Annotated in this window: 27 protein-coding genes; 8 read left to right on the top strand and 19 right to left on the bottom strand. The window is 41.7% G+C overall.

Annotation, left to right across the window (positions count from 1 at the left end; translation table 11 throughout):
* The first annotated feature begins 103 nt into the window (after positions 1-103).
* The 4 genes from pckA to GHD25_RS10135 all read left to right on the top strand — a co-directional run bounded on the left by pckA (position 104) and on the right by GHD25_RS10135 (position 4910).
* Complete coding sequence (gene pckA / locus GHD25_RS10120) at positions 104-1678, top strand: phosphoenolpyruvate carboxykinase (ATP) (protein ID WP_164216446.1); 1575 nt, start codon at positions 104-106, stop codon at positions 1676-1678.
* 627 nt (positions 1679-2305) lie between these two features.
* A complete protein-coding gene (locus GHD25_RS10125) occupies positions 2306-3292 on the top strand; it encodes an ABC transporter substrate-binding protein (RefSeq protein WP_164216448.1) in 987 nt (328 codons plus the stop codon).
* A 12-nt stretch (positions 3293-3304) separates the two neighbouring features.
* Complete coding sequence (locus tag GHD25_RS10130; RefSeq protein ID WP_164216450.1) at positions 3305-4120, top strand: ABC transporter ATP-binding protein; 816 nt, start codon at positions 3305-3307, stop codon at positions 4118-4120.
* Positions 4104-4910: an ABC transporter permease gene (locus tag GHD25_RS10135; RefSeq protein ID WP_164216451.1), complete on the top strand. Its 807-nt coding sequence runs from the start codon at positions 4104-4106 to the stop codon at positions 4908-4910. The genes GHD25_RS10130 and GHD25_RS10135 overlap by 17 nt, the downstream gene beginning before the upstream one ends.
* Positions 4911-4941: 31 nt before the next feature.
* Here GHD25_RS10135 and ytkD read toward each other — a convergent pair whose 3' ends face one another.
* Together ytkD and GHD25_RS10145 are read right to left on the bottom strand one after the other, a co-directional pair.
* Positions 4942-5412, bottom strand: coding sequence for an RNA deprotection pyrophosphohydrolase (gene ytkD, locus GHD25_RS10140; protein ID WP_164216663.1), 471 nt, complete (start codon positions 5410-5412; stop codon positions 4942-4944).
* 151 nt (positions 5413-5563) lie between these two features.
* Positions 5564-5770 (bottom strand): hypothetical protein, encoded by a 207-nt coding sequence (locus tag GHD25_RS10145; RefSeq protein ID WP_164216453.1) that lies wholly within the window; start codon positions 5768-5770, stop codon positions 5564-5566.
* Between the two features lie 462 nt (positions 5771-6232).
* Between GHD25_RS10145 and GHD25_RS10150 the strand changes: the two genes are divergently transcribed.
* Positions 6233-7126 carry a cation diffusion facilitator family transporter gene (locus GHD25_RS10150; RefSeq protein WP_164216665.1) on the top strand — a complete coding sequence of 298 codons (894 nt, stop codon included), beginning with the start codon at positions 6233-6235 and terminating at the stop codon, positions 7124-7126.
* Between the two features lie 130 nt (positions 7127-7256).
* Here GHD25_RS10150 and GHD25_RS10155 read toward each other — a convergent pair whose 3' ends face one another.
* The 6 genes from GHD25_RS10155 to GHD25_RS10180 form a co-directional block, all read right to left on the bottom strand.
* Positions 7257-7577, bottom strand: coding sequence for a hydrolase (locus GHD25_RS10155; protein ID WP_164216455.1), 321 nt, complete (start codon positions 7575-7577; stop codon positions 7257-7259).
* 173 nt (positions 7578-7750) lie between these two features.
* Positions 7751-8245 (bottom strand): GNAT family N-acetyltransferase, encoded by a 495-nt coding sequence (locus GHD25_RS10160; protein ID WP_164216457.1) that lies wholly within the window; start codon positions 8243-8245, stop codon positions 7751-7753.
* A 24-nt stretch (positions 8246-8269) separates the two neighbouring features.
* Positions 8270-8644: a VOC family protein gene (locus GHD25_RS10165; protein ID WP_164216459.1), complete on the bottom strand. Its 375-nt coding sequence runs from the start codon at positions 8642-8644 to the stop codon at positions 8270-8272.
* Positions 8645-8658: 14 nt separating this feature from the next.
* Entirely contained in the window at positions 8659-9801 is a 1143-nt protein-coding gene (locus GHD25_RS19955) for an ArsR/SmtB family transcription factor (RefSeq protein ID WP_240452299.1), read from the bottom strand.
* Between the two features lie 136 nt (positions 9802-9937).
* Complete coding sequence (locus tag GHD25_RS10175; protein WP_164216461.1) at positions 9938-11134, bottom strand: ornithine--oxo-acid transaminase; 1197 nt, start codon at positions 11132-11134, stop codon at positions 9938-9940.
* A 281-nt stretch (positions 11135-11415) separates the two neighbouring features.
* The gene (locus GHD25_RS10180) at positions 11416-11919 is read right to left on the bottom strand and encodes a CarD family transcriptional regulator (RefSeq protein ID WP_164216463.1); all 504 of its coding nucleotides are present in this window, start codon (positions 11917-11919) and stop codon (positions 11416-11418) included.
* A 144-nt stretch (positions 11920-12063) separates the two neighbouring features.
* On the opposite strand from GHD25_RS10180, the gene GHD25_RS10185 reads away from it, so the two are divergent.
* Positions 12064-12492, top strand: a complete 429-nt coding sequence (locus GHD25_RS10185) for a MarR family winged helix-turn-helix transcriptional regulator (RefSeq protein WP_164216464.1) — start codon at positions 12064-12066, stop codon at positions 12490-12492.
* A 403-nt stretch (positions 12493-12895) separates the two neighbouring features.
* Here GHD25_RS10185 and GHD25_RS10190 read toward each other — a convergent pair whose 3' ends face one another.
* The 5 genes from GHD25_RS10190 to GHD25_RS10210 form a co-directional block, all read right to left on the bottom strand.
* A complete protein-coding gene (locus GHD25_RS10190; protein ID WP_164216466.1) occupies positions 12896-14347 on the bottom strand; it encodes an o-succinylbenzoate--CoA ligase in 1452 nt (483 codons plus the stop codon).
* A 152-nt stretch (positions 14348-14499) separates the two neighbouring features.
* Positions 14500-15318, bottom strand: coding sequence for a 1,4-dihydroxy-2-naphthoyl-CoA synthase (gene menB, locus GHD25_RS10195; RefSeq protein ID WP_164216468.1), 819 nt, complete (start codon positions 15316-15318; stop codon positions 14500-14502).
* Between the two features lie 13 nt (positions 15319-15331).
* On the bottom strand, positions 15332-16144 hold the full coding sequence (gene menH / locus GHD25_RS10200; protein ID WP_164216470.1) for a 2-succinyl-6-hydroxy-2,4-cyclohexadiene-1-carboxylate synthase: 813 nt from the start codon (positions 16142-16144) through the stop codon (positions 15332-15334).
* A 4-nt stretch (positions 16145-16148) separates the two neighbouring features.
* Entirely contained in the window at positions 16149-17891 is a 1743-nt protein-coding gene (menD, locus tag GHD25_RS10205; protein ID WP_164216472.1) for a 2-succinyl-5-enolpyruvyl-6-hydroxy-3-cyclohexene-1-carboxylic-acid synthase, read from the bottom strand.
* Between the two features lies 1 nt (position 17892).
* The gene (locus GHD25_RS10210) at positions 17893-19278 is read right to left on the bottom strand and encodes an isochorismate synthase (protein ID WP_164216474.1); all 1386 of its coding nucleotides are present in this window, start codon (positions 19276-19278) and stop codon (positions 17893-17895) included.
* Between the two features lie 304 nt (positions 19279-19582).
* On the opposite strand from GHD25_RS10210, the gene GHD25_RS10215 reads away from it, so the two are divergent.
* Entirely contained in the window at positions 19583-20518 is a 936-nt protein-coding gene (locus tag GHD25_RS10215) for a 1,4-dihydroxy-2-naphthoate polyprenyltransferase (protein WP_164216475.1), read from the top strand.
* An 82-nt stretch (positions 20519-20600) separates the two neighbouring features.
* On the top strand, positions 20601-20948 hold the full coding sequence (locus GHD25_RS10220) for a TraR/DksA C4-type zinc finger protein (RefSeq protein ID WP_164216477.1): 348 nt from the start codon (positions 20601-20603) through the stop codon (positions 20946-20948).
* Between the two features lie 326 nt (positions 20949-21274).
* On the opposite strand, the gene GHD25_RS10225 is transcribed toward GHD25_RS10220, so the two are convergent.
* From GHD25_RS10225 to GHD25_RS10250, 6 genes are read right to left on the bottom strand one after another with little or no spacing between them, the layout of a single operon-like run.
* Positions 21275-21994, bottom strand: coding sequence for an ATP-binding protein (locus tag GHD25_RS10225; protein ID WP_164216479.1), 720 nt, complete (start codon positions 21992-21994; stop codon positions 21275-21277).
* A complete protein-coding gene (locus tag GHD25_RS10230; RefSeq protein ID WP_164216481.1) occupies positions 21995-22576 on the bottom strand; it encodes a cob(I)yrinic acid a,c-diamide adenosyltransferase in 582 nt (193 codons plus the stop codon). It lies immediately after the preceding gene.
* Between the two features lie 3 nt (positions 22577-22579).
* Positions 22580-23026: a bifunctional adenosylcobinamide kinase/adenosylcobinamide-phosphate guanylyltransferase gene (locus tag GHD25_RS10235; RefSeq protein WP_164216483.1), complete on the bottom strand. Its 447-nt coding sequence runs from the start codon at positions 23024-23026 to the stop codon at positions 22580-22582.
* A complete protein-coding gene (locus tag GHD25_RS10240) occupies positions 22960-23604 on the bottom strand; it encodes a histidine phosphatase family protein (RefSeq protein WP_164216485.1) in 645 nt (214 codons plus the stop codon). The genes GHD25_RS10235 and GHD25_RS10240 overlap by 67 nt, the downstream gene beginning before the upstream one ends.
* Positions 23562-24356, bottom strand: a complete 795-nt coding sequence (gene cobS / locus GHD25_RS10245; RefSeq protein ID WP_164216487.1) for an adenosylcobinamide-GDP ribazoletransferase — start codon at positions 24354-24356, stop codon at positions 23562-23564. Before cobS ends, GHD25_RS10240 begins: the two co-directional genes overlap by 43 nt.
* Positions 24353-25183 carry a cobyric acid synthase gene (locus GHD25_RS10250; protein WP_240452300.1) on the bottom strand — a complete coding sequence of 277 codons (831 nt, stop codon included), beginning with the start codon at positions 25181-25183 and terminating at the stop codon, positions 24353-24355. The genes cobS and GHD25_RS10250 overlap by 4 nt, the downstream gene beginning before the upstream one ends.
* Between the last annotated feature and the right edge of the window lies 1 nt (position 25184).

Consider the following 25184-nt stretch of genomic DNA (forward strand, 5'->3'; position numbering starts at 1 on the left):
GATAATTAGTATGGATTATTCACCTAAATGTGTTATACTATTAGTCAGATTCAGAATCTAGTATTGGTACATACATATTTTATCAAAAAGGCAGGTATCTCAAATGAAAACGAAAATTGAAAAATTACATGCACATAAAAACCTGAAGCGGAATTTGTCTGTTCCATGTTTAGTGGAAGAGATCTTAGAACGGGAGGAAGGAATTTTAACAGCGACCGGTGCGGTCCGTTCAACGACGGGCAAATATACCGGCCGTTCTCCCAATGACAAATTTATTGTACAGGACAGCGAAACAGATAATAAGGTCGATTGGGGACCTGTCAACCAGCCTATTGATGAAGCTTCCTTTGATAAGCTGTACCATAAAGTAATCGATTATTTAAGTGAAAAAAATGCTATATATGAATTCAATGGCTTTGCCGGTGCAGATGAAAAATACCGCCTTCCTATTCAGGTAATAAATGAATTTGCATGGCATAATTTATTTGCCCGCCAGCTGTTTATTGTACCTGCTGATGAAGAACTGAAAAACCATCAATCCGAATTTACCGTAATCTCGGCTCCGCATTTTCAGGCAGATCCGGAAGTGGATGGAACAAACTCGGAAACATTTATTATTATTTCTTTTAAAAAACGTGTGGTATTGATCGGCGGCACAGAATATGCCGGAGAAATAAAAAAATCCATTTTTTCCGTGATGAACTATCTCTTGCCGCAGCAGGATATTATGTCCATGCACTGCTCCGCCAATGTGGGGCAAGAAGGGGATGTCGCTTTATTTTTCGGCTTATCCGGGACAGGAAAAACCACCCTTTCCGCTGATCCATACCGCCGGCTGATCGGGGATGATGAACATGGATGGAGTCCGAATGGCGTCTTTAATATAGAAGGCGGCTGTTACGCAAAATGCATCAACCTTTCCCAGGAGAAAGAACCGCAAATTTTTGATGCGATCCGTTTCGGGTCTGTACTGGAAAATGTCGTTCTCGACGATGACAGCAGGCTTCCGGATTATGATGATACATCCTTAACGGAAAACACACGAGCTGCATACCCGCTGGAAAACATGGATAACATCGTGACACCAAGTGTAGCGGGGCATCCGAATACCATTATCTTTTTAACGGCTGACGCTTCCGGAACATTACCGCCTATCAGCAAATTGACAAAAGAGCAGGCAATGTATCATTTTCTGAGCGGATATACAAGTAAGCTTGCCGGAACAGAGCGCGGAGTAACCGAACCGGAAGCTACATTTTCAGCTTGTTTCGGCGCACCATTTCTGCCACTTGCTCCTTCCACTTATGCCAAGATGCTCGGGGAAAAAATTGATTCCTACAATTCCAATGTGTTTCTGATAAACACTGGATGGACCGGGGGTTCCTACGGCGTTGGAAGAAGAATGAAGCTATCCTATACCCGTGCGATGGTTCACTCGGCATTGGAAGGCGAACTCAATACAGTGGAAACAACCACAGATGATGTATTTGGCCTGGAAATTCCAATGCATGTACCAGGTGTACCGGACGAAGTGCTTGTTCCAAAAAATGCATGGGATGATGAAGAAGGGTATTATGAAGCAGCTACTTCCCTTGCGATGAAATTCCATGAGAACTTCAAAAAATTTGATCAGGCAAGCAAGGAAATCAGAGAAGCAGGACCTGTATATAAAAGATAACCTGGGACAAAGGGACAGGTACACTGTCCCTGCTTGAACTGTGATTGAACCGGCCCCTAATGAGGAGGCCGTTTTTTATTGCAGGGAGTTATAAAATTTTTTAGTTGTGGATTATTTAGTCGCCGGATAGCCACAACTTCCCCATCGCCCAGTGGCCCCTGCGCATTTTTTCATAGCCCCTTATTTATGAGAATGTTATAACCTTTTTTATCAATCCCATAAAAACACTGGTCTATAAGATTATATTTATTCCTCACTTTCAACTCCCTCTGTGCAGGAGTTCTTTTCAACCTGTAAAACTTTGTTGGTTTGATTCTTACTATTTGAAAATCATTTCAACCAATTTACTCTTTTTATGTTTTATGAAGAGCATTCCACCTGCAAATCCGGCTTGTTTTAACCTTCCTCAACTTTATGAAGACCGGCTTGAAGAGATTTATATGGTCTACATAAGCCCATTGAACTACCTAATTTCACCTCCAAATCCAACTTGCAGTGATCTTCATCGAGTTTATGCAGGGACAAGGTACCTGTCCCTGTGTCCCACATATAGGCATTCACACATTTTTGCTGTGTGCATAAACTGAGATGTAATCAACAACAGCTTTTACAGAAAGGAACGAAAATATGAGAAACTATATCGTTGTCTTTTTTCTCGGTATTGTCCTCTTTCTTTCCGCATGCCAGTCAGAGAGTGAAACGAGATCTATTGATCTTGCGGAAGTAACACGGTCTGTATTTTATGCTCCGCAGTATGTCGCTTTAGAAGAAGGTTTTTTTGAAGAGGAAGGGTTGGATGTGGAATTGCAGACGACCTGGGGCGGGGATACAACGATGACCACATTATTATCTGATGGTGCTGACATAGCATTGGTCGGATCAGAAACTTCCATCTACGTTTATACGCAGGACTCCAGGGACTATGCCATTAATTTTGCCCAGCTTACCCAAACCGATGGCACCTTTCTTGTGGCTAAAGAACCGAAGCCTGACTTCACTTGGGATGATCTTAAAGGCAGCACCTTTCTCGGACAGCGGGTTGGCGGCATGCCTCAGATGGTTGGAGAATACGTACTGAAAAAACATGGCATAGATCCGCAGCAGGATTTGAACCTGCAGCAAAATATTGATTTTGCCAACATTCCTGGTGCTTTTCAGACTGGTGATGCAAAGTATGTGCAGCTTTTTGAGCCAACTGCAAGCACCTTTGAAAAGTCAGGAGATGGGCATATTATTGCTTCCTTCGGTGAGGAATCAGGGAAGGTTCCCTACACCGTCTTTATGGCGAAACAAAGCATGATAAATGAAGACCGGGAAACGATTGAGAAGTTCACCCGCGCCATTTATAAAGCGCAGCAATGGGTGCAGGAAAACAGTGCAGAAACCATCGCAGAATCCATCCATCCCTACTTTGAAGATACCGAAGTGGAAATGCTTGCCGCTTCCATTGACAGGTACAAAACACAGGATTCATTTGCGCCAACTCCATTGATGGAGGAAGAAGCATGGGAAAATTTAAAGGACATTATGGATGAAGCCGGAGAATTGCCTGAAGATGTACCATATGAAGAACTCGTTAATACAGAGATTGCCGAGGAAGTAATTAACAACTGAGGAGGGGATCCCTTGTCATTTTTACAATTAGCACATGTATCCCATCATTATTTTTCCAAAAAAGGATATACAAAAGCGCTCGATGATGTCTCATTCTCTATCCGGGAAGGGGAATTCATCGCTTTGCTGGGCCCGAGCGGATGCGGAAAGTCTACCATTTTATCCATTATTGCAGGTATTATGGAGCAGACTTCGGGCAACGTGCTTCTCCAGGATAAACCAATCCGCGATTCTGAAATGGCCATTGGATATATGCTGCAGCAGGATTATCTTTTTCCCTGGAAAACAATTATTGACAACGTCCTGCTCGGCCCAAAAATATCTAAAACATTGGGAAATGATTCCAGAAAATTGGCCAATGAATTGCTTAATGAGGTAGGGCTGCCAGGTGTGGCTGAAAATTATCCCAGCTCTCTCTCAGGCGGTATGCGTCAGCGGGTTGCCTTAGTCCGGACGCTGATCAATGATCCAAAAATATTACTTTTGGATGAACCGTTTTCCGCTCTGGATTACCAAACAAAATTAAAACTGGAAGATCTCGTAGCCCAGCTTTTAAAAACATACAACAAAACAACTATCCTTGTCACCCATGATATCGGCGAGGCGATCGCCATGAGTGATAAAATATTTATCATGGATGCCAATCCGGGCACGATTGCAAAAACGTTTGAAGTACCAATTGAACTGCGAAACGAAACGCCTTTTTTTGTCAGGCGTCATCCCAAGTATCAAATTCTCTTTGATAAAATCTGGAAAGAACTTGATACTGAGGAAAATGAACCGGTAACTGCAAAGGTGGTGGCTTCCAGCGATGACCAAGAACAATGACAAGCAGCTTTTTCAGGAATATAAAGACACATTGAAGATGGAAAAAAAGGTTGTGATCAGCTGGCAATTAGCCATTTTAGTTGGCTTCATAGCGCTGTGGGAGATATCTAGCAGGCTTTACTGGATTGACCCGCTCATATTCAGTTCTCCTGTGCAAGTTTTTGAGGTCATCATCTCCAGTATCAGTGAGGGATCGATGCTCTTGCATTTACAAATTACGCTGTTTGAAACCATTGCCGGCTTTCTGATTGGGACGATTGGAGGAATTATCATTGCCACCCTGCTCTGGTCATCAAAACGGTTTGCCAAAATCATGGATCCGTATCTGGTTATTTTGAATGCGATGCCGAAAGTGGCCCTTGGACCGATCCTGATTGTTGCCCTTGGCACAGGCTATATATCCATTATTACAATGGGAGCAATTATTTGTGTAATCATTACGACACTGGTTGTCTACTCTGCTTTTAATGAAGTGGACCCCAATTATGAAAAAGTACTTATCAGTTTTGGCGCAACCAGATGGCAGTCCTTTAAAGAAGCTATTTTCCCTGCAGCAATGCCTGCAATGATTTCCACTTTAAAGGTAAATGTCGGACTGTCTTGGGTAGGAGTAATCGTTGGTGAATTCCTCGTAGCAAAAAATGGGCTGGGCTATTTAATCATCTACGGCTTCCAGGTATTTGATTTCTCCCTCGTTCTTTCCAGTCTAGTGCTGATCGCTGTATTTGCAGCAATTATGTATAAGTTAGTTGAAAGATTAGAGGGCTGGCTCATCAAACATTCCACATAATAAAATCGCCTGCTGAACAATGCAGGCGATTTTACAAATCATTTTCCTTAATGAAACGTAAACTGTGTTTCAATACGTCATCTTTCATTAAAAAACTGTACATACCAAGATACTTCACATTTTTTGGCAGCTTCTTTAATAGGTGGGGACCGTCTGTTTCAAAATAAGAGTCCTTTACTACAAGCTTTTCGATTATGGCATAATATACATTTTTTACAACCGCCTGTCTCTTTCCATCCACAAAATACTGGCCAATATACCGTATTTTTTGCACAAGCCCGCCGGTTTCCTCTTCCACCTCACGGATTGCTGCCTGTTGTGCTGTTTCCCCATTTTCCACTTTTCCGCCGGGAAATTCCAGACCTCTTTCCTTATGCTTTGTCAAGAGCCACTTATTTTTGTATCTGCAAATCACCAATACATGTTTTGGCTCCTTTGAAAATGGATGATCTTCAAATGATAATTTTACCTGATTATGATAGTAGTCTGTAAAAGTGTACATCATGTCAACTGCCTTTTGCATTAATACAAATGTCTGATTTCAGTAATTTCCCATTCGCCTTCATAAGTAAACTCTATCTCTGTACTGTACGATCCATATATCTACGAATAATTATCCCGAATAAACCTCATGTTATTGTCCGCTATTTGAATCATATCATACTCATTCTCTTCGATAAACCAGAACGGTGACCCCGCAGGCAAAATGTACATGTGCTCCCCTTCTTCAGGAAAAAATCTCCATATGGTTTTGCGGCCTCTCTTGCTGCAATTTCCTCAAACACATCAGCAGCTCGTTTTTTGATTGATAATTTATCACCCGGTAATTTCTCATCAATATCCTGCAAAATTAAACGCATAAATTGATCTGTCAGGTTTACAATTTGTTCATGATTGATGGCCGTAATTTTGGTATCCTGCTCACCCTTTGTTTATTCCTGTTGTTCCCCATCTTCAGCAAGGACCTCTTCTAATTCACTGTAGTATGTAATTGATATAAACAAAATGGTAATCGCTGGCATCAAAAAAAGATATTGCCTTGCTGTTTAGACTCGGATTGTCATTCTCCCATTCTGATCCGCCTCCTCTTTTGTCTTTTTATTTTTATTCCTTTTGATCGGAAAATATAAACATTATTTAGAATAGAATATTTCCCTACATGGCTGAAAGGTTATATTATAGCCAAGAATGCTCCAGGTATTACTTTTTTTATATAATAGGGAGATACTTTTATTAGAACAAGTCCGGGCAAAATATTACTATTATGGACGACTTTATGTAAATACTGATAATATAGATAGAAGGCAAATCGCAAATGAGGTATATATATGAATGATCGGTTTCAAAAAGCCCAGTTCGCTTCTATTCTAGGGATTGTAGTGAACTTAATATTGGCGGTTATTAAAGGAATTGGCGGTATCTTGGGAAATAGCCGCGCTTTACTTGCAGATGCTGTTCATTCAGCATCTGATGTTCTGAGCTCTATAGCTGTTTTGGTAGGCATTAGAGCTGCTCAGAAGCCGCCGGATTCCGAACATCCCTACGGTCACGGAAAAGCGGAAAATATCGCGACATTAATCGTAGCGATCTTACTGGCTGTTGTGGGACTTGAGATTCTCATGGATGCCATCTCCGTCATTTGGTCGGAAACAGAGAGCAACACCAGCATGCTTGCATTATATATTGTTCTTTTTTCCATTTTGGTAAAGGAATCCCTTTTTCAATATAAAAACCGTTTAGGAAACAAAATCAATAGTCCGGCGATTATAGCAGATGCCTGGCATCACCGTTCTGATGCCATTTCTTCCCTCATTGCATTTATCGGGATCGGCCTTTCCATATGGGGAGCCAATTCAGAGATCCCATTCCTTGCCTATTTGGATCCGATTGCCAGCGCCATTATTGCCGTGATCATCATGTGGATGGGCTTTAGCCTTGGAAAAGAGGCTGTGAAAATTTCCCTGGAAATTGTTCTGGATGAGGAAGATACTAAGAAATTTCTCGATACAATAAATAAAATTGAAGGAGTAAAAAAAATAGATGCACTTCATGCAAGATCACATGGCTCCTATGTGATCATTGATGCCAAGATTAGTGTGGATTCAGATATTACGGTGGATGAAGGCCATACAATTGCAGTGAATGTGAAAGAAAAGTTAATGAAACAGCATGAGGGGGTGCAGGATGTCCATGTTCATGTAAATCCATACCATTAAGGGTTTTATTATTTTTTAACCAAAAATATGGTGGCCATAGAGATTATATTTCCGTCCCTGGGGCCACCACACTTATAATTACGGAGCATTGTCAAAACCATTTCATGTTATATCTTTTATCCAGTTCCATTTATAAGGGATTGTTTCCAAGAACACCTATTTCCTCAATATGCTTTTTCACATTATCATCCCCTAAATCATATAACATCTGGTATGTCTCCGCTAACTCATCATCATATCTGTCATTTGGCTTATCATTATGGTAAGGCATGATTGGCACATGTGCACGCCAGAAAGACTGCCAGCTTGCACCATGCATATTATTCAATTTGGAACGCAATAATAATATTTCATCATTTGTTGCATGGATGGTAAATTCATCATTATTCCCAAACTTTGTTTGCGATATTTCTCCTGAGCCGATATTGACATAGAACTTTTTTCTTTCCAAAACGAACACCTCCTGGTAATAATTTGGCTCAAGTAACCGGAAAGCATGTATGGAATTTTTGTTTTATGGCGTAAAATCTGCTTATAGGAGTCAAATTCCGCAAGCAATATATTTTTTCATTTATGGGGACGTCTTCAAACTGAGTAAGGGCAGTTTTTATAAGTATCTGATCCTTATATTTTTCTTGCATACCGCAAAGATACCTGTTTCTCATTTGTATCCGTATATGTAAGCCGTTTATGCTGAAACGAGAAACCCCTTGCCTCATAAAAAGGAAGTCCCAGCTGGTTGCCCTCTTGAACAGAAACCCATTGTTTCACAACACCCTGATTCTGCTGGTCTTTTGTCACTTTTTCAAGCAGCAGTCTGCCAATGCCCATATACCGGTATGTTTCATCTACATAAAGTACAAATATCTCACCGTTAGCCGGTTCTGTAATCCCGGCTCCGACTACACCGACAACTTTCTGATCGTCTAAAGCAATGTATGAATACATGCCATGCAGGATATCTTTAGAAACCTTTTCGTGATTGTACCAAAACTCCACATTTTTCTTCTGGTATTTCTCACTCAGCTTTCCTTCAACTGTTTGTCTCCAGCCTGCTGAACAGATTTCAGCAATGCCCTCTGTATGTTTTGTTTCCGGTTTTACAATAGATATATCCAATTCCGTCCCCCCTTGTATTGCTTCTTATGTCAAATTTTGCACCAGCCAGATTTTATATCCGTCCGGATCGGCTGCAACAGATTCCCTGACTCCCCAATCCTGAATTACCGGCTGCTGCACAATTTCACCGCCGGCAGATTTAATATATGAGACAGCTGCATCTACATCATCCACTAATAATTCAATCACCATTCCTTTATCAGTTGGATCAGGAGCATCAGCTGAATGCAATAAAACGGTAACACCGCCTTTACCTGATCCCACCCGGAAAAATGCCATATTCTTATCAACAAAGTCCTTTTCCAAGTGCAGCACGTGTTCATAAAAATGTATAGATTTAGCCAAATTCTTCACTTGAATAATAATCGTATTTAGTCCCATTACGTTAAATCCAGCCATTATATTCCTCCTCGTTAAATCTTTAATATTGTATCCAGGAAGTTCTTAACTTTCCCGAACTCATTTTTATTAATGGAAAAATACTTGGTGGTTCCTTCTTGCCGGATATTTACTAATCCGGATTGATGAAGCTGGTTCAGATGACGGGAAACAGTGCTTTGTTTCATTTTCAGCTGATTAACAATTTGCTGGGCAAACATTTCCTTGTTTTCAGCAATTAATTCAATGATTTGTAAACGGGCCCTGTCACCAAGCCCTTCAAACAGCATATAAAAGTCCGACAGTCTATTGTTCCCTTCCTGGTGCTCAAAGTTACGATTGCCGGAGTCAGGTTCAAACATTACATATAGTCGCCCGGTTGTATGGTATAAAACAATAAGTCTTCCCAAATTAGTTACAGGAATAAATATTATCTCTTTTGCCCTGTTTACCTGATCCAATTCATTTGTATCCGGATAGAGGCCGGTAATCCCATATATGGCTTCTGCATTAGTTGAATAGGCGGATGACAGTCGGGCAATACTGTCCGTTTCCCAATCTGATAAAGACGATTTAACCTTTTCCCAATGTGCCTGGAAACCGGATAGCCAGAAACCTTCGAGCAAACGAATAACGCTATGTTTAATCAATTTTATATCTTGATAAAGAGGAATTATTTCTTCTATATTTTCCACTGACCAGCTCTGCAAAACCGCCCTTAATGCCTGTTTTCGCATACGAGGATCTTTTAAATCATTTTCCTTTAGACTGACTTCCTCCATAATCCTTTCCACTTCGGTCATAGGAGGTAAATATTTATAATAATAATCCATCGTTTCTGTTATCCCATAAATAATAAGTTCCATTACTCTTTCATCGGGCAGCTGCTTCCACCAGTTAATAAATTGATCCCAGCTCTGATTTAACCTACCATGCTTATTCATATAAAACTGGCGAAAAATTACCCCGTGGGCAAAAACGGTTCTTAACAGTTTTAAATCGTCCAATACCGTTTGATTCAGCTTGCCGGAGAATTCTTTTACCCATCCGGATGGGTTAGCCGGGCTGTTCAAAAAGTAATCAATCAGCTGAATATTTGTCATCAAGTTTACGCCTGGAGATTGCTCAATACGCAGTTTTGTTTCCGGAAATGCAGGTGTAAAAAGGTTCCTCTCCATCGAATCACCTCATTATATTATTATATTGAATATTTGTATATTAAATATTTTATATTCGCTCAATCATTTCGTCAATCTTATTCATAATAAAAAAGGACGGAGCCGTTTAAAGCCCGTCCTCTTCCTTAAAACTATTTTACTTTGATAATACTTTATTCACCTTTTCAATTGCCCAATCAATTTCTTCTTTAGAAATCACCAGCGGCGGGGCAAAACGAATCGTGTTCTCATGTGTTTCTTTACACAATACACCTTGTTCTTTTAATTCCTCGCAATATTTTCGTACGGGATGATTGAACTCCACACCAATGAACATGCCGCGTGCACGAATTTCCTTCAATTCCGGGTTATCAATTTTTTTCAGTGCTTTTACGAAGTACTCACCCATTTCAAGTGATTTTTGAACCAGATTTTCCTCTTCAATGACATCAAGCGCAGCTAAAGATACGGCACATGCTAATGGATTCCCCCCAAAAGTGGAGCCGTGGGAACCAGGTGTGAATACATCCATGATATCCTTATTGGCTGCAATGGCTGATACCGGGAATACGCCGCCTCCCAATGCTTTGCCCATGACATAAATATCAGGAACAACTTCCTCCCACTCACATGCAAACATTTTTCCAGTACGGCCTAAGCCAGTCTGCACTTCATCAGCAATAAACAATACATTATTGTCATCACAGATTTGGCGAATTTCTTTTAAGTAACCCTCAGGCGGTATGATAATTCCTGCCTCGCCCTGGATTGGTTCCACGATGACAGCTGCCGTATTAGGTGTGATTGCTTCACGAATTGCTTCAATATTTCCGTAATCCACCTTATTAATATTTGGTACAAACGGACCGTAATCCTTTGTTGCACCCGGATCATTGGAGAGGGAAATGGCATTCAGCGTTCTCCCGTGGAAGTTCCCTTTGGCAGCTATAACTTCAGCTTTATTATCTTCCACACCTTTCACCTGATATGCCCAGCGGCGTGCTGCTTTAATTGCAGTTTCGACAGCCTCTACACCTGTATTCATCGGCAATACTTTGTCTTTACCTGTCAGTTCCGCAACCCTTTTTGTCCATGGGCCCAAAACCTTATTATGAAACGCACGGGAAGTCAGTGTTACCTTGCCTGCCTGCTCTTCCAGGGCAGCAATTATTTTAGGGTGACGGTGGCCCTGGTTTACTGCAGAATAGGCGCTCAGCATATCCATATATTTATTACCTTCAGGATCGCTCACCCATACCCCTTCAGCTTCTTCCACTACAATTGGCAGCGGGTGGTAATTGTGCGCGCCGTATTGTTCTGTTTGGTCAATAATTTCCTTCGTAGTTGTCATCATGATTCCTCCTTTGATTTCCGCAGCAGTTCTGTTTCTTCTATATGTAGAAAATAGAACACGTTGCAGTAAACTATTTATTTCCTCACTATACTATATATAATAGCAAAAATCATGCATTGAATGGAATATTATTAAGAAATCCGGCAGATACATATAAATAGCTTCATACCTGCCATCCAATAAAATAAAAATAACCGGATAACAAAATGGTTAACCGGCTGCAATTCATATATCCTGTCTAATAAAAAAACCTCAGGTAGCACTGAGTTCATCTTCATAAATTAAACTGCTTTTTGTTTTATCATGCTGTGCACTTCTTCCGCTATTTCCTCCATGGGTTTATCCAATGAAACAGCCAGTTCCTGAAATAAAATATTTTGGATTGATTCCAGCAATTTGCGGTCCTGCTCAGAAAGTCTTTTTTTGTCACTGTGCAATTCGTCTTCTTTTCTCATTAACGAATTGGCAACCCGGGAAATTTCCTTGCGTTCTCCTGTTTTAACAATACCGCTGAATTTTTTGTGACGGTCTCTCGCGTCCTCTACCCATGGAATTCCAGGGTACCGGAAGGATTCCATTATTAATTGGGCTTCCTCTTTATTCATTAGTGACTGCATATTTTTTTCCCCTGCAGCCTTTGGAATACTTATTGTCAGCTTGGCATCTTCTATTGGATGCATGACGTAGTAGGTTCTCGATACACCACCGATGTTTTTTTCCGAAATATCCTCTATCTTGCACAAGCCATGCGTTGAATAAATAATCAAATCTCCAACCTGATACATTTGCCTGGCTCCTTCTATTTATATATTGTCAACTAAGTTTACAATAATATTATATACTATTTTACGTGTTTTGTCAATTTGGTTGACAAGATGTGAGCTGTTTAATATAGTATATTCCGTAATCAACGTACAGGGGGGAAATGGATGAGTTATGAACTGAAGGAGCTGGACCTATTTGATGTTTTGAGTGAACGCCACTCTCAGCTCAGAAAAATCACGGAAAAGCAATGGAATGACAATAATGATATTAAACTATCCAATTCAGAATGGTATATTATGGCCAGAATTTACAAGAAGCAGCCTACCATCGCCTTTGTTTCCAGAAATGTGGACATTTCGAGACAGGCTACACATAAATTCATTAAAAATCTTGAAACAAAAGGCCTGGTTGAAATAAGCAACGCAAAACATAATAAAAAGGATAAATGCATTCGGTTAACGAGCCTGGGTAATGCCTGCTATGAAAAAAATGAAGCACTAAAAGCCGCGTTGGAGAAAAGAATTTCTGACCGTATTGGTTATGAGCAGATGCAATTGCTTAAAAATATTTTAAAAGAGGATTGGGGTTTATAATATTCACCCGGTCCAACGCAGTTATACAGGGGAAGTTCCATTTGGAGTAATGATGCTTAATGTTATATACGGGAAAGAAGGATAAAACTAAAAACGCCTTACTTCAGCATAATTGTCCGAGTTAAGATCTCAGTATGCCGGTGACACATTAGCTGTTAGAGCAATTAGCTGCTTCATTAAAAAAGCAGAAGATGAGGAAGTCTGCTCAATTGGTGAGCTCGGGAACCCCAATATACTTAAACCTGATTCAAAAATGAAAGTGAAGAAGCTTAGTTTTTTACGGGCGCAATGATCCATGGGTCTGATCGGAATTTCTTCCTCTATCCACCATAACTTCCAGAAAAATAGCGGGTAAAATCATCTGGCTATGACCTTACCCGCTAACTTTAGTATGTGTTAAATTTTATTGCAGCAGTTTCCATAATCGATCTCTCACCAGCTTGTTTGATGCATTCCTGGGCAGCTCATCCACAAAATAAACCTTTGCTGGAACTTTATAGCCTGCCAATTTGGTGTTGGCATATTGTCGTACTTCCGCTTCGGTCAGCTTGTCATTTTCCCTCACAATAAACGCTGCAGGGACCTTGCCCCATTTGGGATCATCTTTTCCTGTTACACCAGCCTCTTTCACACCTTGCATACCTGTCAGCACGCTTTCTATTTCCGATGGATATACATTTTCTCCTCCGGAAATAATTAAATCCTTCCTCCTGTCCACAACATACAAAAATCCTTCGCCGTCTGTATAGCCCAGGTCCCCTGTAGCCAGCCAGCCATCCTTGAACGCCTTGAGGTTTTCTTCTTCTTTTTTATAATACCCTGTTGTCACCATAGGACCTTTTACCAGGATTTCCCCGACACCATCCTCACCGGCATTGTTAATTTTCAGCTGCGCAGGGAATAGGGGCTTGCCTGCAGAACCAAGTTTTTCAAGCGCATTTGAAGCGCTTAGTGTAATGATTTGTGATGCTGTTTCTGTCATGCCAAATGACTGAATGACAGGCACATTTTTTTCCTTCGCTTTTTTCAGGAGGACTTTTGGGACAGGCCCTCCTCCAAGCAGGATGCAGCGAAATGCCGCTGGATAGCGGTGCTCTCCCAGCTGGTCCACAAGTTGCTGCAGCATAACAGTAACTGCCGAAACAATCGTAACGCCTTGTTTCATAATGGCTTCCTGTACTGTTTCCGCCTCAAATTTCCCGAGCAGATAAACTGGCATACCGTACACCACACTCCGTATCAGGATGGACAGCCCGCTTACGTGAAAAACCGGCAATGCAGCAAGCCATTTATCCTTTTCGGATAATCCCAGATTCAAAAGGGAGCCAATAGCACTCCACCAGTGATTGCCATATGTATGGATAACTCCTTTGGGAAAACCTGTAGTCCCGGAAGTGTACATGATCGTAAACGGATCGTTTAATGAAATTTCCATATTCAATTGCACAGGTTTTTCCTCCATCTTATTCACTTCCGAAAAAGCTTTCACTGCAGGCACGTCCAATGCTGCTCCTTTTTCTTTCATTTCATCATTTGTCAATAAAACGGACACATCTGCATCATTTACTTGATAACGAAGCTCATTGTTCGCCAGTTTTGTATTCAGCAATACAGCAACCGCGCCAAGGTAGCTTATTCCATGGATCGCAATTACCATGGATAATGCATTTGAAGACAAGATGCCGACATGGCAGTTTTTTCCCACACCAATTGATGCCAATTTTCTTGCATATTGCTGACTTTCCTCTTTCAAGCGTTTAAAAGAGACTGTGGTGCCATCCGAAAGTTCCACTGCTGTTTTATTTGGTGAAATATCTGCCTGCCTTGTTAGCCAATGGGGAATCACATCTTGCATATTTATAATCTCCTTTTATAAAAACTCAAAGAAAACCCTTGCCTGTGAACAGCCTGTTTGCCTTATTGCCTAACATACATGGCAAATAAACATAGCTGCAATCACGCAGGAAGGATTAACAGTTTCCTGCATATCTGGCAAAGGTTTTCAACTTAAGGAAAACGCGGGAACTTTTTGAAGTCCGGCTTTCTTTTCTCTTTAAATGCGTCTCTTCCTTCTTTTGCTTCATCCGTGGTGTAATACAGGAGCGTTGCGTCACCGCCCATTTGCTGCAGACCTGCAAGGCCATCTGTATCCGCGTTGAAGGATGCTTTCAGGAAACGAAGGGCTGTTGGTGATTTTTCCAGCATCTCTTCACACCACTGCAATGTTTCCTCCTCCAGTTTTTCCAATGGGACAACTGTATTCACGAGTCCCATTTCGTAAGCTTCCTCTGCATTATACTGACGGCACAGGTACCAAATTTCACGGGCGCGCTTATGCCCAACCATGCGTGCAAGAAGACCTGCTCCATAGCCTGCGTCAAAGCTTCCCACTTTCGGGCCTGTCTGACCGAAAATTGCATTATCCGCTGCAATTGTTAAATCGCAAACAACATGCAATACATGCCCGCCGCCAATGGCATAGCCGGAAACCATCGCAACGACAGGCTTTGGAATTGTCCGAATTAAACGCTGCAGATCCAGCACATTTAAGCGCGGTACCTGGTCATCCCCAACATACCCGCCATGTCCCCTTACAGACTGGTCTCCACCGGAACAAAACGCTTTATCACCTGCACCTGCCAAAATGATAACTCCAATCGAAGAATCATCCCTGGCATCTGCAAATGCGTCAATCATTTCATTTACTGTTAACGGGGTAAATGCATTCCGCTTCTCCGGACGATTCATTGTTACCTTGGCAATCCCATTATATTTCTCATAAATAATTTCTTCATAATCTCTTACTTTTTCCCATTGAACTGTCATACTGCTCCTCCTTCTAATATGTAATCCTGTTATGCAAAATGAACTCCCTTACCATTTTACCAAAAATAACTGGCTGTTCCACATGAATTGCATGCCCGGCTTCTTCAATAATTTTCAATTGACTGTTTGGCAGACGTTCATGCATTCTTTTATTTATACCCGTAAATTTCACATCCAACACGCCCGCAAGCAATAAGGTGGGCATAGTTATTTCCGTAAGTCTGTCCCACCAGGATGGCTGGCTTCCCGTACCCATAAAACGCAGGGATGAAGCAAGACCTGCTTTTTGTTGTGCAAGCCGTTCTGCTCTAATGGCAGCTTTTTTTTCTGCAGCCAGATGATGTTGTGTATTAAATAGTGGGATTTTCTCCCAAAAATCAACAAATCGCTCTACACCTTCACCCTCCACACGCTGTGCCAGCTTTTCATCCCTTGCCCGCCGTTCCTCTCGTTCTTTTTCGGCAGCAAGACCCGGGGAAGCACTTTCCAAAATAAGCGAGGATACTTTTTCCGGATATATCATGGTATAGGATAAAGCTGTCCTTCCACCCATGGAATAGCCAAGCAGATGAAAACTTGGCAAATTAAGATGCGAAAATAACTGATGCAAATCCCTGCATGCCTCTTCCATGAATGTAATGTCAGGTGCATCAGTTTTCCCGTGCCCGGGCAAATCCACTGTAATAATCTGCAAATCTGATTGCCAATCCTTGATAAAATTTGCCCATGTTTTACTGCTCCCAGTAAAGCCGTGCAGCAGGACAAGCGGCTCTCCGGTTCCATAAATTTCGTACCAGTAGGTATTTTCCCCGATGGAATAATACATTTTCTTACCCCATTTCCGACAGAATTTCCTGTTCAATTGCCTGCCATTTCTGTTTGTGCCAGTTCAGGTTTTCCGTCCGGTCTGTTTTTACTTCTACTACAGAAAGACCATGGTATAGGTAACTGTTTTTCAAGGCAATTTTTAATGTCTCTTCTGTTTCTGCTGCAGCATATTTTCCTCCGTACATGGAAACAGCTTCCTTAAAATCAATATCAAGCGGTGTGCCGAACAATGCTTCAAAATGCTTCGGATCTTTTGATTGGGGTAAAAAGGAAAAAATACCGCCGCCATTATTATTGACGACTAAAATCGTAATATTTAAATTATAGTGTTTTGCAGCTAAAAGTCCGTTCATATCGTGGAAAAAAGATAAATCCCCCAGGATCAGTGTAACCAGAGTACCGGATGCTGCGGCTCCCAGGGCGCTTGAAACCATTCCATCGATGCCATTCGCCCCGCGATTTCCAAGGACAGAAAGGTTTTTATCAGTGGTAAGGAAAAAAGTATCGAGGTCACGTATGGCCATACTGTTGCCAACATAGATGGTACTGTTATCAGGAATAACTTCCATCAGTCCTCTGACTGCTTCCCCCTCGGTTATTTCCTTATCACCTTTTTCCATCAAAAGTTTTTTTGAAATCCGGTTCATCTGCAGCCACTTGGATAGCCAATCTTCATTCCTGTCTACTGTCTGCTCCGATGCTTCAAGGTCTTCACATAGCAATGATGCTTCAGCAAAAATAATTTCCGTCCGGTTACCGGCGGGTTCCCGGTAGCCGCTGTCATTTTCCACAACAAATTGCTGTACATCTTTATGCTGTTTTACATAAAACAAATACGGCTTTGAAACAGGCATAGCCCCAAATCGGACAATAACGTCAGGTTTCAATTCTTTACGGATGTCTTCATTTCTTAAAAATGCATCATAACTTTCAATAACCGGCCCTTTATGGTGGGAACCGGCACGAACCTGTGATAACGGATCCGCCAGCACGGGCCATCCCCATTTTACGGCAAGCTTTGTTATTTGCCCGGCAAAATCCTCATCCACTTGCGGTCCGCAAACAAAAATTCCTTTTTTTTTATTCCTTAACCGGCCGATCAGTTCCTCCAGCTGCTCCTTTGTTAGACGTTTCTTCCCTTTCAAAACTGGTGCAAATGAATTTTTTTCGCGTGAAGTGTCCCAAACATTTTCCAATGAAAAATTGGGAGAAAGCGGTTCACGAAAAGGAAAGTTTAAGTGAACCGGTCCAGGATTCCCTTCCTTTGCCGTGAAAACAGCACGGGCAGCTTTGCTTCTTGCATAATTCAGCATTTCAGGAGAAGCTTCCGGAAGGGACATTTCATGAAACCATTTAACATAATCCCCATAGAGCTTTACTTGCTCGATTGCTTGCGGGGCCCCAACGTCACGCAGTTCATGCGGCCGATCGGCAGTAAGGACCACAAGCGGCACCCGGCTGTATTTTGCTTCCACGATAGCCGGAAAATAATTGGCAGCAGCTGTCCCCGATGAACAGATTAATGCTACAGGCTGCTTTGTTTTTTTGGCCATGCCCAAAGCAAAAAATGCTGCCGAACGTTCGTCAATGATTACCCATTCCCTGATATTTTCATTCTCGGCAGCAGGGATTGCGAGCGGAGTCGACCGGGAACCAGGTGAAATGATTGCATCGGTCAGCCCGCTTCTTGTTAATTCATCTATAAAATTAGCAGTATATCGAGTTAAAACCTCTATATGGTCCATGTTACCCTCCAAAGACTGTCAGCATTGGCAAAAATTTAATATTTGTTTCTTCATATTCCTTTTCTGCATCCGAATCCTTCACAATTCCGCATCCGGCAAACAGGGATGCTTCATCTCCCTGAATCAGTCCGGATCTTATGGCAACAGCAAACTCCCCGTTCCGGCTGCTGTCCAGCCAGCCAACAGGCGCGCCATACCAGCCCCGGTCAAGCAGCTCATTGTCTCTAATAAATTGCAATGAAGCATCACGGGGGGTACCGCCCAAAGCCGGTGTTGGATGCAGTTCACCGATAATATCAAAAATACTGTAGCCATCCTTTAAGGTTGCCGTTACAGGTGTATATAAATGCTGCAGATTTTTCAGCGGATATATAACCGGCTCGGCTGGAATATCCACATTAGTGCAATACTTTTTCATTCCCTCTTTAATCATTCGAACAACAAAGTCATGTTCTTCGCGATTTTTCGAATCATTCAGCAAAGATTGTCCAATTTTCTTATCTTCCTCTATCGTTTCCCCTCTTGGGGCCGTACCGGCAAGACAGGTGGAAAGCAGCTGGTTCTGCTCCACTTTCACCAGGCGCTCAGGTGTAGCACCGACAAAACAATCCGATTCTTTTTCAAAAGCAAAAATATAGCTGTTCGGCTGCTTATCAAGAAGCTCCTGCAGCACTTGGCTGATATTGGCTTGTTTACTCAGTTTGATACGCAATTCTCTGGCAAGCACAATCTTTTGTGCCTGTTTTGCCTGTATTTCCGCGGTAGCTTTCATGACAGTGTCTTTCCATCTTTCGGGTTCTATTTCTTTTTTATTTAAAATGGATAAGGAGTCTTCCGGGATAGGGCTTTTTGCTAATAACATCTCTTCTGCTTTTGCCAGTTCATTGGCAAGCTGGACGGGATGGTCATCTTTATTTATAAGAATATTCATTGTAAAATAATGCCTTTTATTATAAACGGTAAGCATATATGCAGGTATGATAAACTGGCTTGGCTGGAAGTTTCTCCATAAATCTGTCTGTTCCTTTTTCGGATCAAAGGACATCCCGCCAAGTGTTACGACTCCAGTACCGGGAACATTTTCCTCCTGATGGATTATTGCTTTACTCCGGATATCTTCCCACTCTTCCTCAGTTACAAGGAAGCGGTTATTTTTGGCAGTGATTTCATGGACATTACCAACCCCGGCAATCGTGAATGTATCTGCGGTGCTTGTCCAGTAAACACGATCTCTATTCATATATTTGGCAGCTTCAAAGAAATGAAGCGGATCGGTGAATTTCACTTTTTTCGTAATACTCACGAGCTGAAAATTTTCCCCGGGCGCAATACGCTGTATCGCCTGACCCAGTAATGCCTCCAGCTCTTTCTCTTTTATTTCAATCATCTGTATACCTCCAAAATGGCAAACTCCCATTTATTATTCTATTCTCTTTTGGCCTGATTCTCAAGGAAATCCTATTTTGTTACAGAAATCTGCTTAGACTGCCGGGAATTCTTGCTGCCATCCACAATGAAAAACGTTAAATCCAATGGCTGCAGCCATCCTGCTGATTTAAAAGACAATTTTCATGGAAGTTTATAAAGTAATGTGCAATTGAATACTATGTTCGCACAACTCCCCATAAATTGACACCTTGCGCCGATTTGCCTAAAATAAGTATGATGCAGTGAATTTAGGGGGAACTGTAATGCAATCATCCAATAAAGTAAATATAAAAGATGCATTGAATGAAAAAGAAGGCTTTCAGGTCTGGTGGCGTCTGCTTCGCCCCCATACGTTAACCGCTTCATTTGTACCTGTATTCGTCGGTACCATGTTAGCCTTTCTTGAAGGGTCTGTTCATATCATACTTTTTCTTTCCATGCTGCTGGCTTCCATTTTGATACAGGCTGCCACAAACATGTTTAATGAATATTATGATTTTGTCCGCGGACTGGATACCGAAGATTCGGTCGGTATCGGGGGTACCATCGTACGTGACGGGATCCAGCCTAAAACCGTCTTAAATTTAGCTCTCGCATTTTTCGGCATCGCCATCTTGCTTGGTGTCTATATTTCCGCAGAATCCAGCTGGTGGATAGCCGTCATTGGTTTAGTTTCCATGCTATTCGGTTATTTGTATACTGGAGGGCCAATTCCGATTGCCTATACGCCATTTGGTGAACTTTCCGCCGGATTTTTCATGGGTCCGGTAATTATTGGCATCAGCTATTTTATCCAAACTTCAGCTGTTACATGGGAAGTTATTCTTGTGTCCATACCGGTAGCCATTTTTATCGGTGCCATCATGCTGTCTAATAATATTCGTGATTTGGATGGGGATAAAGAAAGCGGCCGAAAAACGATCGCAATATTACTCGGCAGAAAAAAAGCGATTGTTTTCCTTGCCGCCATGTTTGGTACAGCATTTTTGCTGACGCTCATCTTCATTTTTGCAGGAATTTTGCCGATATGGTCATTTCTTACGTTTATAGCTATTTTCAAGGCAGTAGATGTCATTAATAAGTTTAAAGGAAAAACGGAACCGATTGAAATGATGCCCGCCATGGCCGGAACAGGAAAAACGAACTCGATATACGGCCTGCTGCTGGGATTATCATTGCTGATCAGTGTGTTTTTCTAAGGTTCATCCATAAGTGGAAAGCGTTAGGATCAGGGCAAATATTTGACTCATTCCAGAGATATAAAAGGGAAAGGAGATCATGATGAGCAAACATCTCAGTAAAGAAGACCTTGAGCATTTTAAGCAGCGGCTGCAGATGATGAAAGAAAGAAATCAAAACCGGGTAGACGATACAGAAGGACCGAATGAATCGGTGGGAGAACTTGCCGATTATGACAACCATCCCGGAGATATAGGAACAGAGCAGTTTGAGCAGCAGCGGGATGCAGGACTTGAATTGATGCGGCAGGACCAGCTCCAGGAAATAGAAGACGCGCTTAAACGCATTGAAGACGGCACTTATGGCTACAGTCAAATATCCGGAAAGCCTATTCCTTTTGAACGGCTGGAAGCACAGCCAACAGCCAAAAAACTTGTGGAAGAAGAATAAGCAATTAACCTTTAGAAGACTTGGCCTGCCGCCAAGTCTTCTTTTTATTTCGGCCGCTGAATAATGTATGAACACCAAACATACGAATAATCTTCATTAAGTATTATTTAGGCCTGCAGGTTCATGACCGGATACCAGCTTCGAAGGCACCTGATGCTTCATTGATTGGAGAATGCATTAAATGCTCACCCCACACCTTAAACATTTGGGAGTTATTCGCCCAACCATAAGCATTTACTTTAAGCTTTATATCTTCATAACGTTCAAGAAATAATCATAATAAATGAATTTGAAATAAACTCTCCTCTATTAAAGGTCACTTCAAGTTATTCTATTATCACTTCATGAAACAGATTCCCTGCCTTTTCTTTCACTTTTTCCAAGACAGCCTGTTTATATACAACAATAAAACTAGTCGCAGGTCCGGAAGTTTTCCTCATATCCAAGTCGGTCGCAAATTTTCTTGACGGTCCTGTGAATAACTGCTCCAACTCATATAAAATTCCTTTAGAACCAACGGGAAGAATTGAAAGTACGTCTTGTTGATTCGCAAACCACTGGAATAACTTAAGCGGTGCAATCGCATGTTTATTTTCAATGACTTCGTTGCCTGCCAAGGGCTCACCGATCACTGCTGCTTTGATTATTTCGTTCCCGGTTTGCTCTATACATGCTTGTTCTATTTTCTTTTTCTTCCGCCCGATTACATTCAACCCGACAGCTGACTGCATAAGAGAAAAATTTGTCTCCGTGCTGCCGGTAATATCCAAATCTGTTATTCCCAACTCTTTCGTCCCTCGATGAATTCCTTTTATGAGTTTATCCCATGCTTTATCACCGGAAAAATTATGAACAATAACAGCAAAGGGCTTAGCCCCGGCAGCAACACATTCCATCCAGGCTACTCTGAAATTAAAGTATGATACAACCTCATAAGGGACTTGCACCTCATCCTTGTCCCGCATTCCGATTGCTCCGCTGTTATCCGCTGCGATCACAAGCTCCTCTTCATCACTTAAAGGGATAATTGCCACATCTCTTTTCAATTACTTCTCCTTTCTGCGGCCGCTGCGAAAAACCTTTGCACTTCTTATATACTCAACGTCTGCCACATCCATCCTGTAATTAATGAGTCTCGCTAAAGCAAAAAAGTAATCAGAAAGCCTATTTACATATTGCAGCGCAACAGGCGAAACATTTTCATCCTGTTTCATTAATTTTACAATCATCCTTTCCGCTCGCCTTGCCACGGTTCTGGCAATGTGGATGGTAGCAGCGGGCTTCGTACCGCCCGGTAAAATAAAACGCTCCACATCCGGGGTTTCTTCCGTCATTACATCAATCCGCGCTTCCAAATAATTAACCATTTCTTCCTTTAGTTTATTTTCTTTTTTTTCCAGTATATTGGATAGGTCTCCTCCGCAATCAAAGAGCTCATGCTGGATTTTCTCCAAATCTTTCAGTACATCGGCAAACATCTTCCTATCAAGTTCGGTCATCGCCCTGCCGACAAAACCGTTGAGTTCATCTACTGTTCCATAAGCCTCCACGCGAATATCATCTTTGGAGACGCGCCCGCCTATCAGTGCTGTTTCCCCTTTGTCTCCAGTTCTTGTGTAAATTTTCATTATTTATTCCTCCCCCTTTAATTGGTTATTTATCCCATACCAAATGACATCAAAACGATCGGACTCCTTAACCAAATCCTGATAAAACCAGCCAGTTGCATCGCGCCACGTCCTATCCAGTTGTTGGATCGGGACGATGCCCTTTGAAATATCGGTTCCAATAATGATCAGCTGATGTACCGGATTCTTCCGCTCCCATTTCAGCCATTTTTTGATTAATGCCCTGCCATCATCACGGTTGTATTCCCCAGCCTGATTCTCTATTATTTGCCGAATCCATTGCTCCGCACCTTCCAGTACAATGAAACGTGTATCATACTTCGCTAAATTGATAGGACACGGCTCCTTTTCATATGCGGATATCCAAATATGGGATTGATTACTTAATCCATATGTTCGTTTGACCCAGTCAGCTTTTCCGTTGCAGGCACCGCCTGTAATGACATGCATTTTTCATTCCTCCTGAATGCTTTTTTTGTCCAAATTAATTGGTAACCTTCCCCATAAGGTATCTTCCAATCAAAAAATGTTTTATGTTCAGCCGACCACATCGAAAGCAGCTGACGAATTACACCCCCGTGTGTAACGATTACTGCACTTGAAGCGTTTGTTTCATTTATGATATGTGCCACCTGTTTCCGTCCGTTCTCAACCCTTTCTGCAAACTCTTGAAAAACTTCACCATGCGGCGGCCGTTGGATGAAAGGGTCTGAAATCCAATTGCTATATATTGATTGTCCTTTTAATTGCTCATATGTTTTTCCCTCAAATAAACCAAAATTCATTTCTTTCAAGTCAGGAGCTGTATGTATTTTCTGATTGGGAAAAAGTACTTCTGCAGTTTGAATACACCGAAGCATAGGACTGGAAAACAGGATATCATGCGCTAAATAATCTCCAGCAATTTGGCGTAAGTGTTCTTCCCCTTTTTCACTAATCGGGGCATCAGTCCATCCGATATAAGCTCGTCTCTCATTTTCCTCTGTCATCCCATGACGTAATAATGAAATAACCACACAGTCATCCATAGGCTAATTTCCACTCCTTCTCCGGCAGCCCCGGTAACATCTCCCGTTATCCCGCCAAACCATTTTAAAGATTTTCTGCGGTAAAAAATATACAATAGATAAGTCACTGAAAGCATAATAAACAGCAGCAGCAAACTTTCCAGTCCTAAAAGGACACTGCCAATCAGGAGAAATAAAACGTATACCGGATAAATCCATAAAGTTTTTGGTCCGGTTGCTTTACTGTAAAAGTAAGCCATGCCATCCTCTCTGGCCAAGGGAAAATTTGTTAACATCATTCCCATGATATTTTTACCCAAGTACGGGATAACCAGAACAAAAAAATACGTATACATATCAGCCATCAATATAATCTCATAAATAAAGAGAAAGCGGGCTGCTAGAAGTACAATGAGACTCAACACGCCAAATGCGCCTATGCGGGAATCTTTCATAATACGAAGGCGCTTCTCTTTATCCTGATAGGAAAAGTATGCGTCACTCGTGTCAATCCAAGCATCCAAATGAAGGCCGCCTGTGAGCACGATAATCAAAAGCCAAAGTAAAAATGCAGCAGCAAATGGAGATAATGGCGTCCACGCTAATAGTATATATAAAAACCCAGCATAAATAGCTCCTTGAAGCAATCCGAATAACGGAAGTGTTTGTACTGATCTTTCGATATTCTTCTTTTCGATGGGAACTTCAAGGGAAAGCGGGATCATGCTATAGAATTGTATATTTAATATAAATCCATATATATAGGATTTCATTGTTTATCCCACTGTTCTGCAATTTCCAGTATTCTATCCCAATTAAGATGCCGCTTCATCTTTTGCGTTAAGTGATCTATTTCTTCATCTGTCGGCAAGTTGGATGTATTTGCCTGAGAATTATCAGCCAATAGAACTGCATCATCCTCCTCTTTCATACAGTGTACAGTATGCGGCAATACACCAAGGACAGGAAGTTGACTGATCTGTTCGATTAACGAAATCCCATCCTGAAATTGTGCTTTATCTCCGTGAAACTTATTAATGATAATTCCTTTTACCCTTTCCATTTCCTCCGGTTCCAACAGTGCAAGTGTGCCTGCAATACTTGCAAACACCCCGCCTTTTTGAATATCTGCTACAAGCAAAACCGGTACATCTGCAAGTTCTGCTGTTTTCATATTGGAAACATCACGTTCTTTCAAATTAAGCTCAACCGGACTTCCGGCACCCTCTAAAACAAGCAGATCATATTGTTTCTCCAATTGATGGAGCGATGATTGAATTGCTGTGATCCAGCCTTCATAAACGGATTTCGAATTCCTGCTGAATGCGCCATCCGGTTTCCCAAATACATTTACTTCAGACTGACAGCTTCCGAAAGCTAAGGAAGTCGGATTCATTAAAACGGAAGGCTCCGTATTTGCTGCTCTAGCCTGGATGGCCTGAGATTTGGCTATCTTTTCACCATTAGTGTTAATATAAAAATGATGGGTAACGTTTTGCGCCTTAAACGGTGCCACCCGAAAACCCTCTTCATAAAATAAGCGGCAGAGCACCGTTGCTATCAGGCTTTTCCCGACACTTGAGGCGGTACCTTGTATCATA

It is taken from the genome of Virgibacillus aidingensis (assembly GCF_010994035.1).
Lineage (GTDB): Bacteria > Bacillota > Bacilli > Bacillales > Amphibacillaceae > Virgibacillus_N.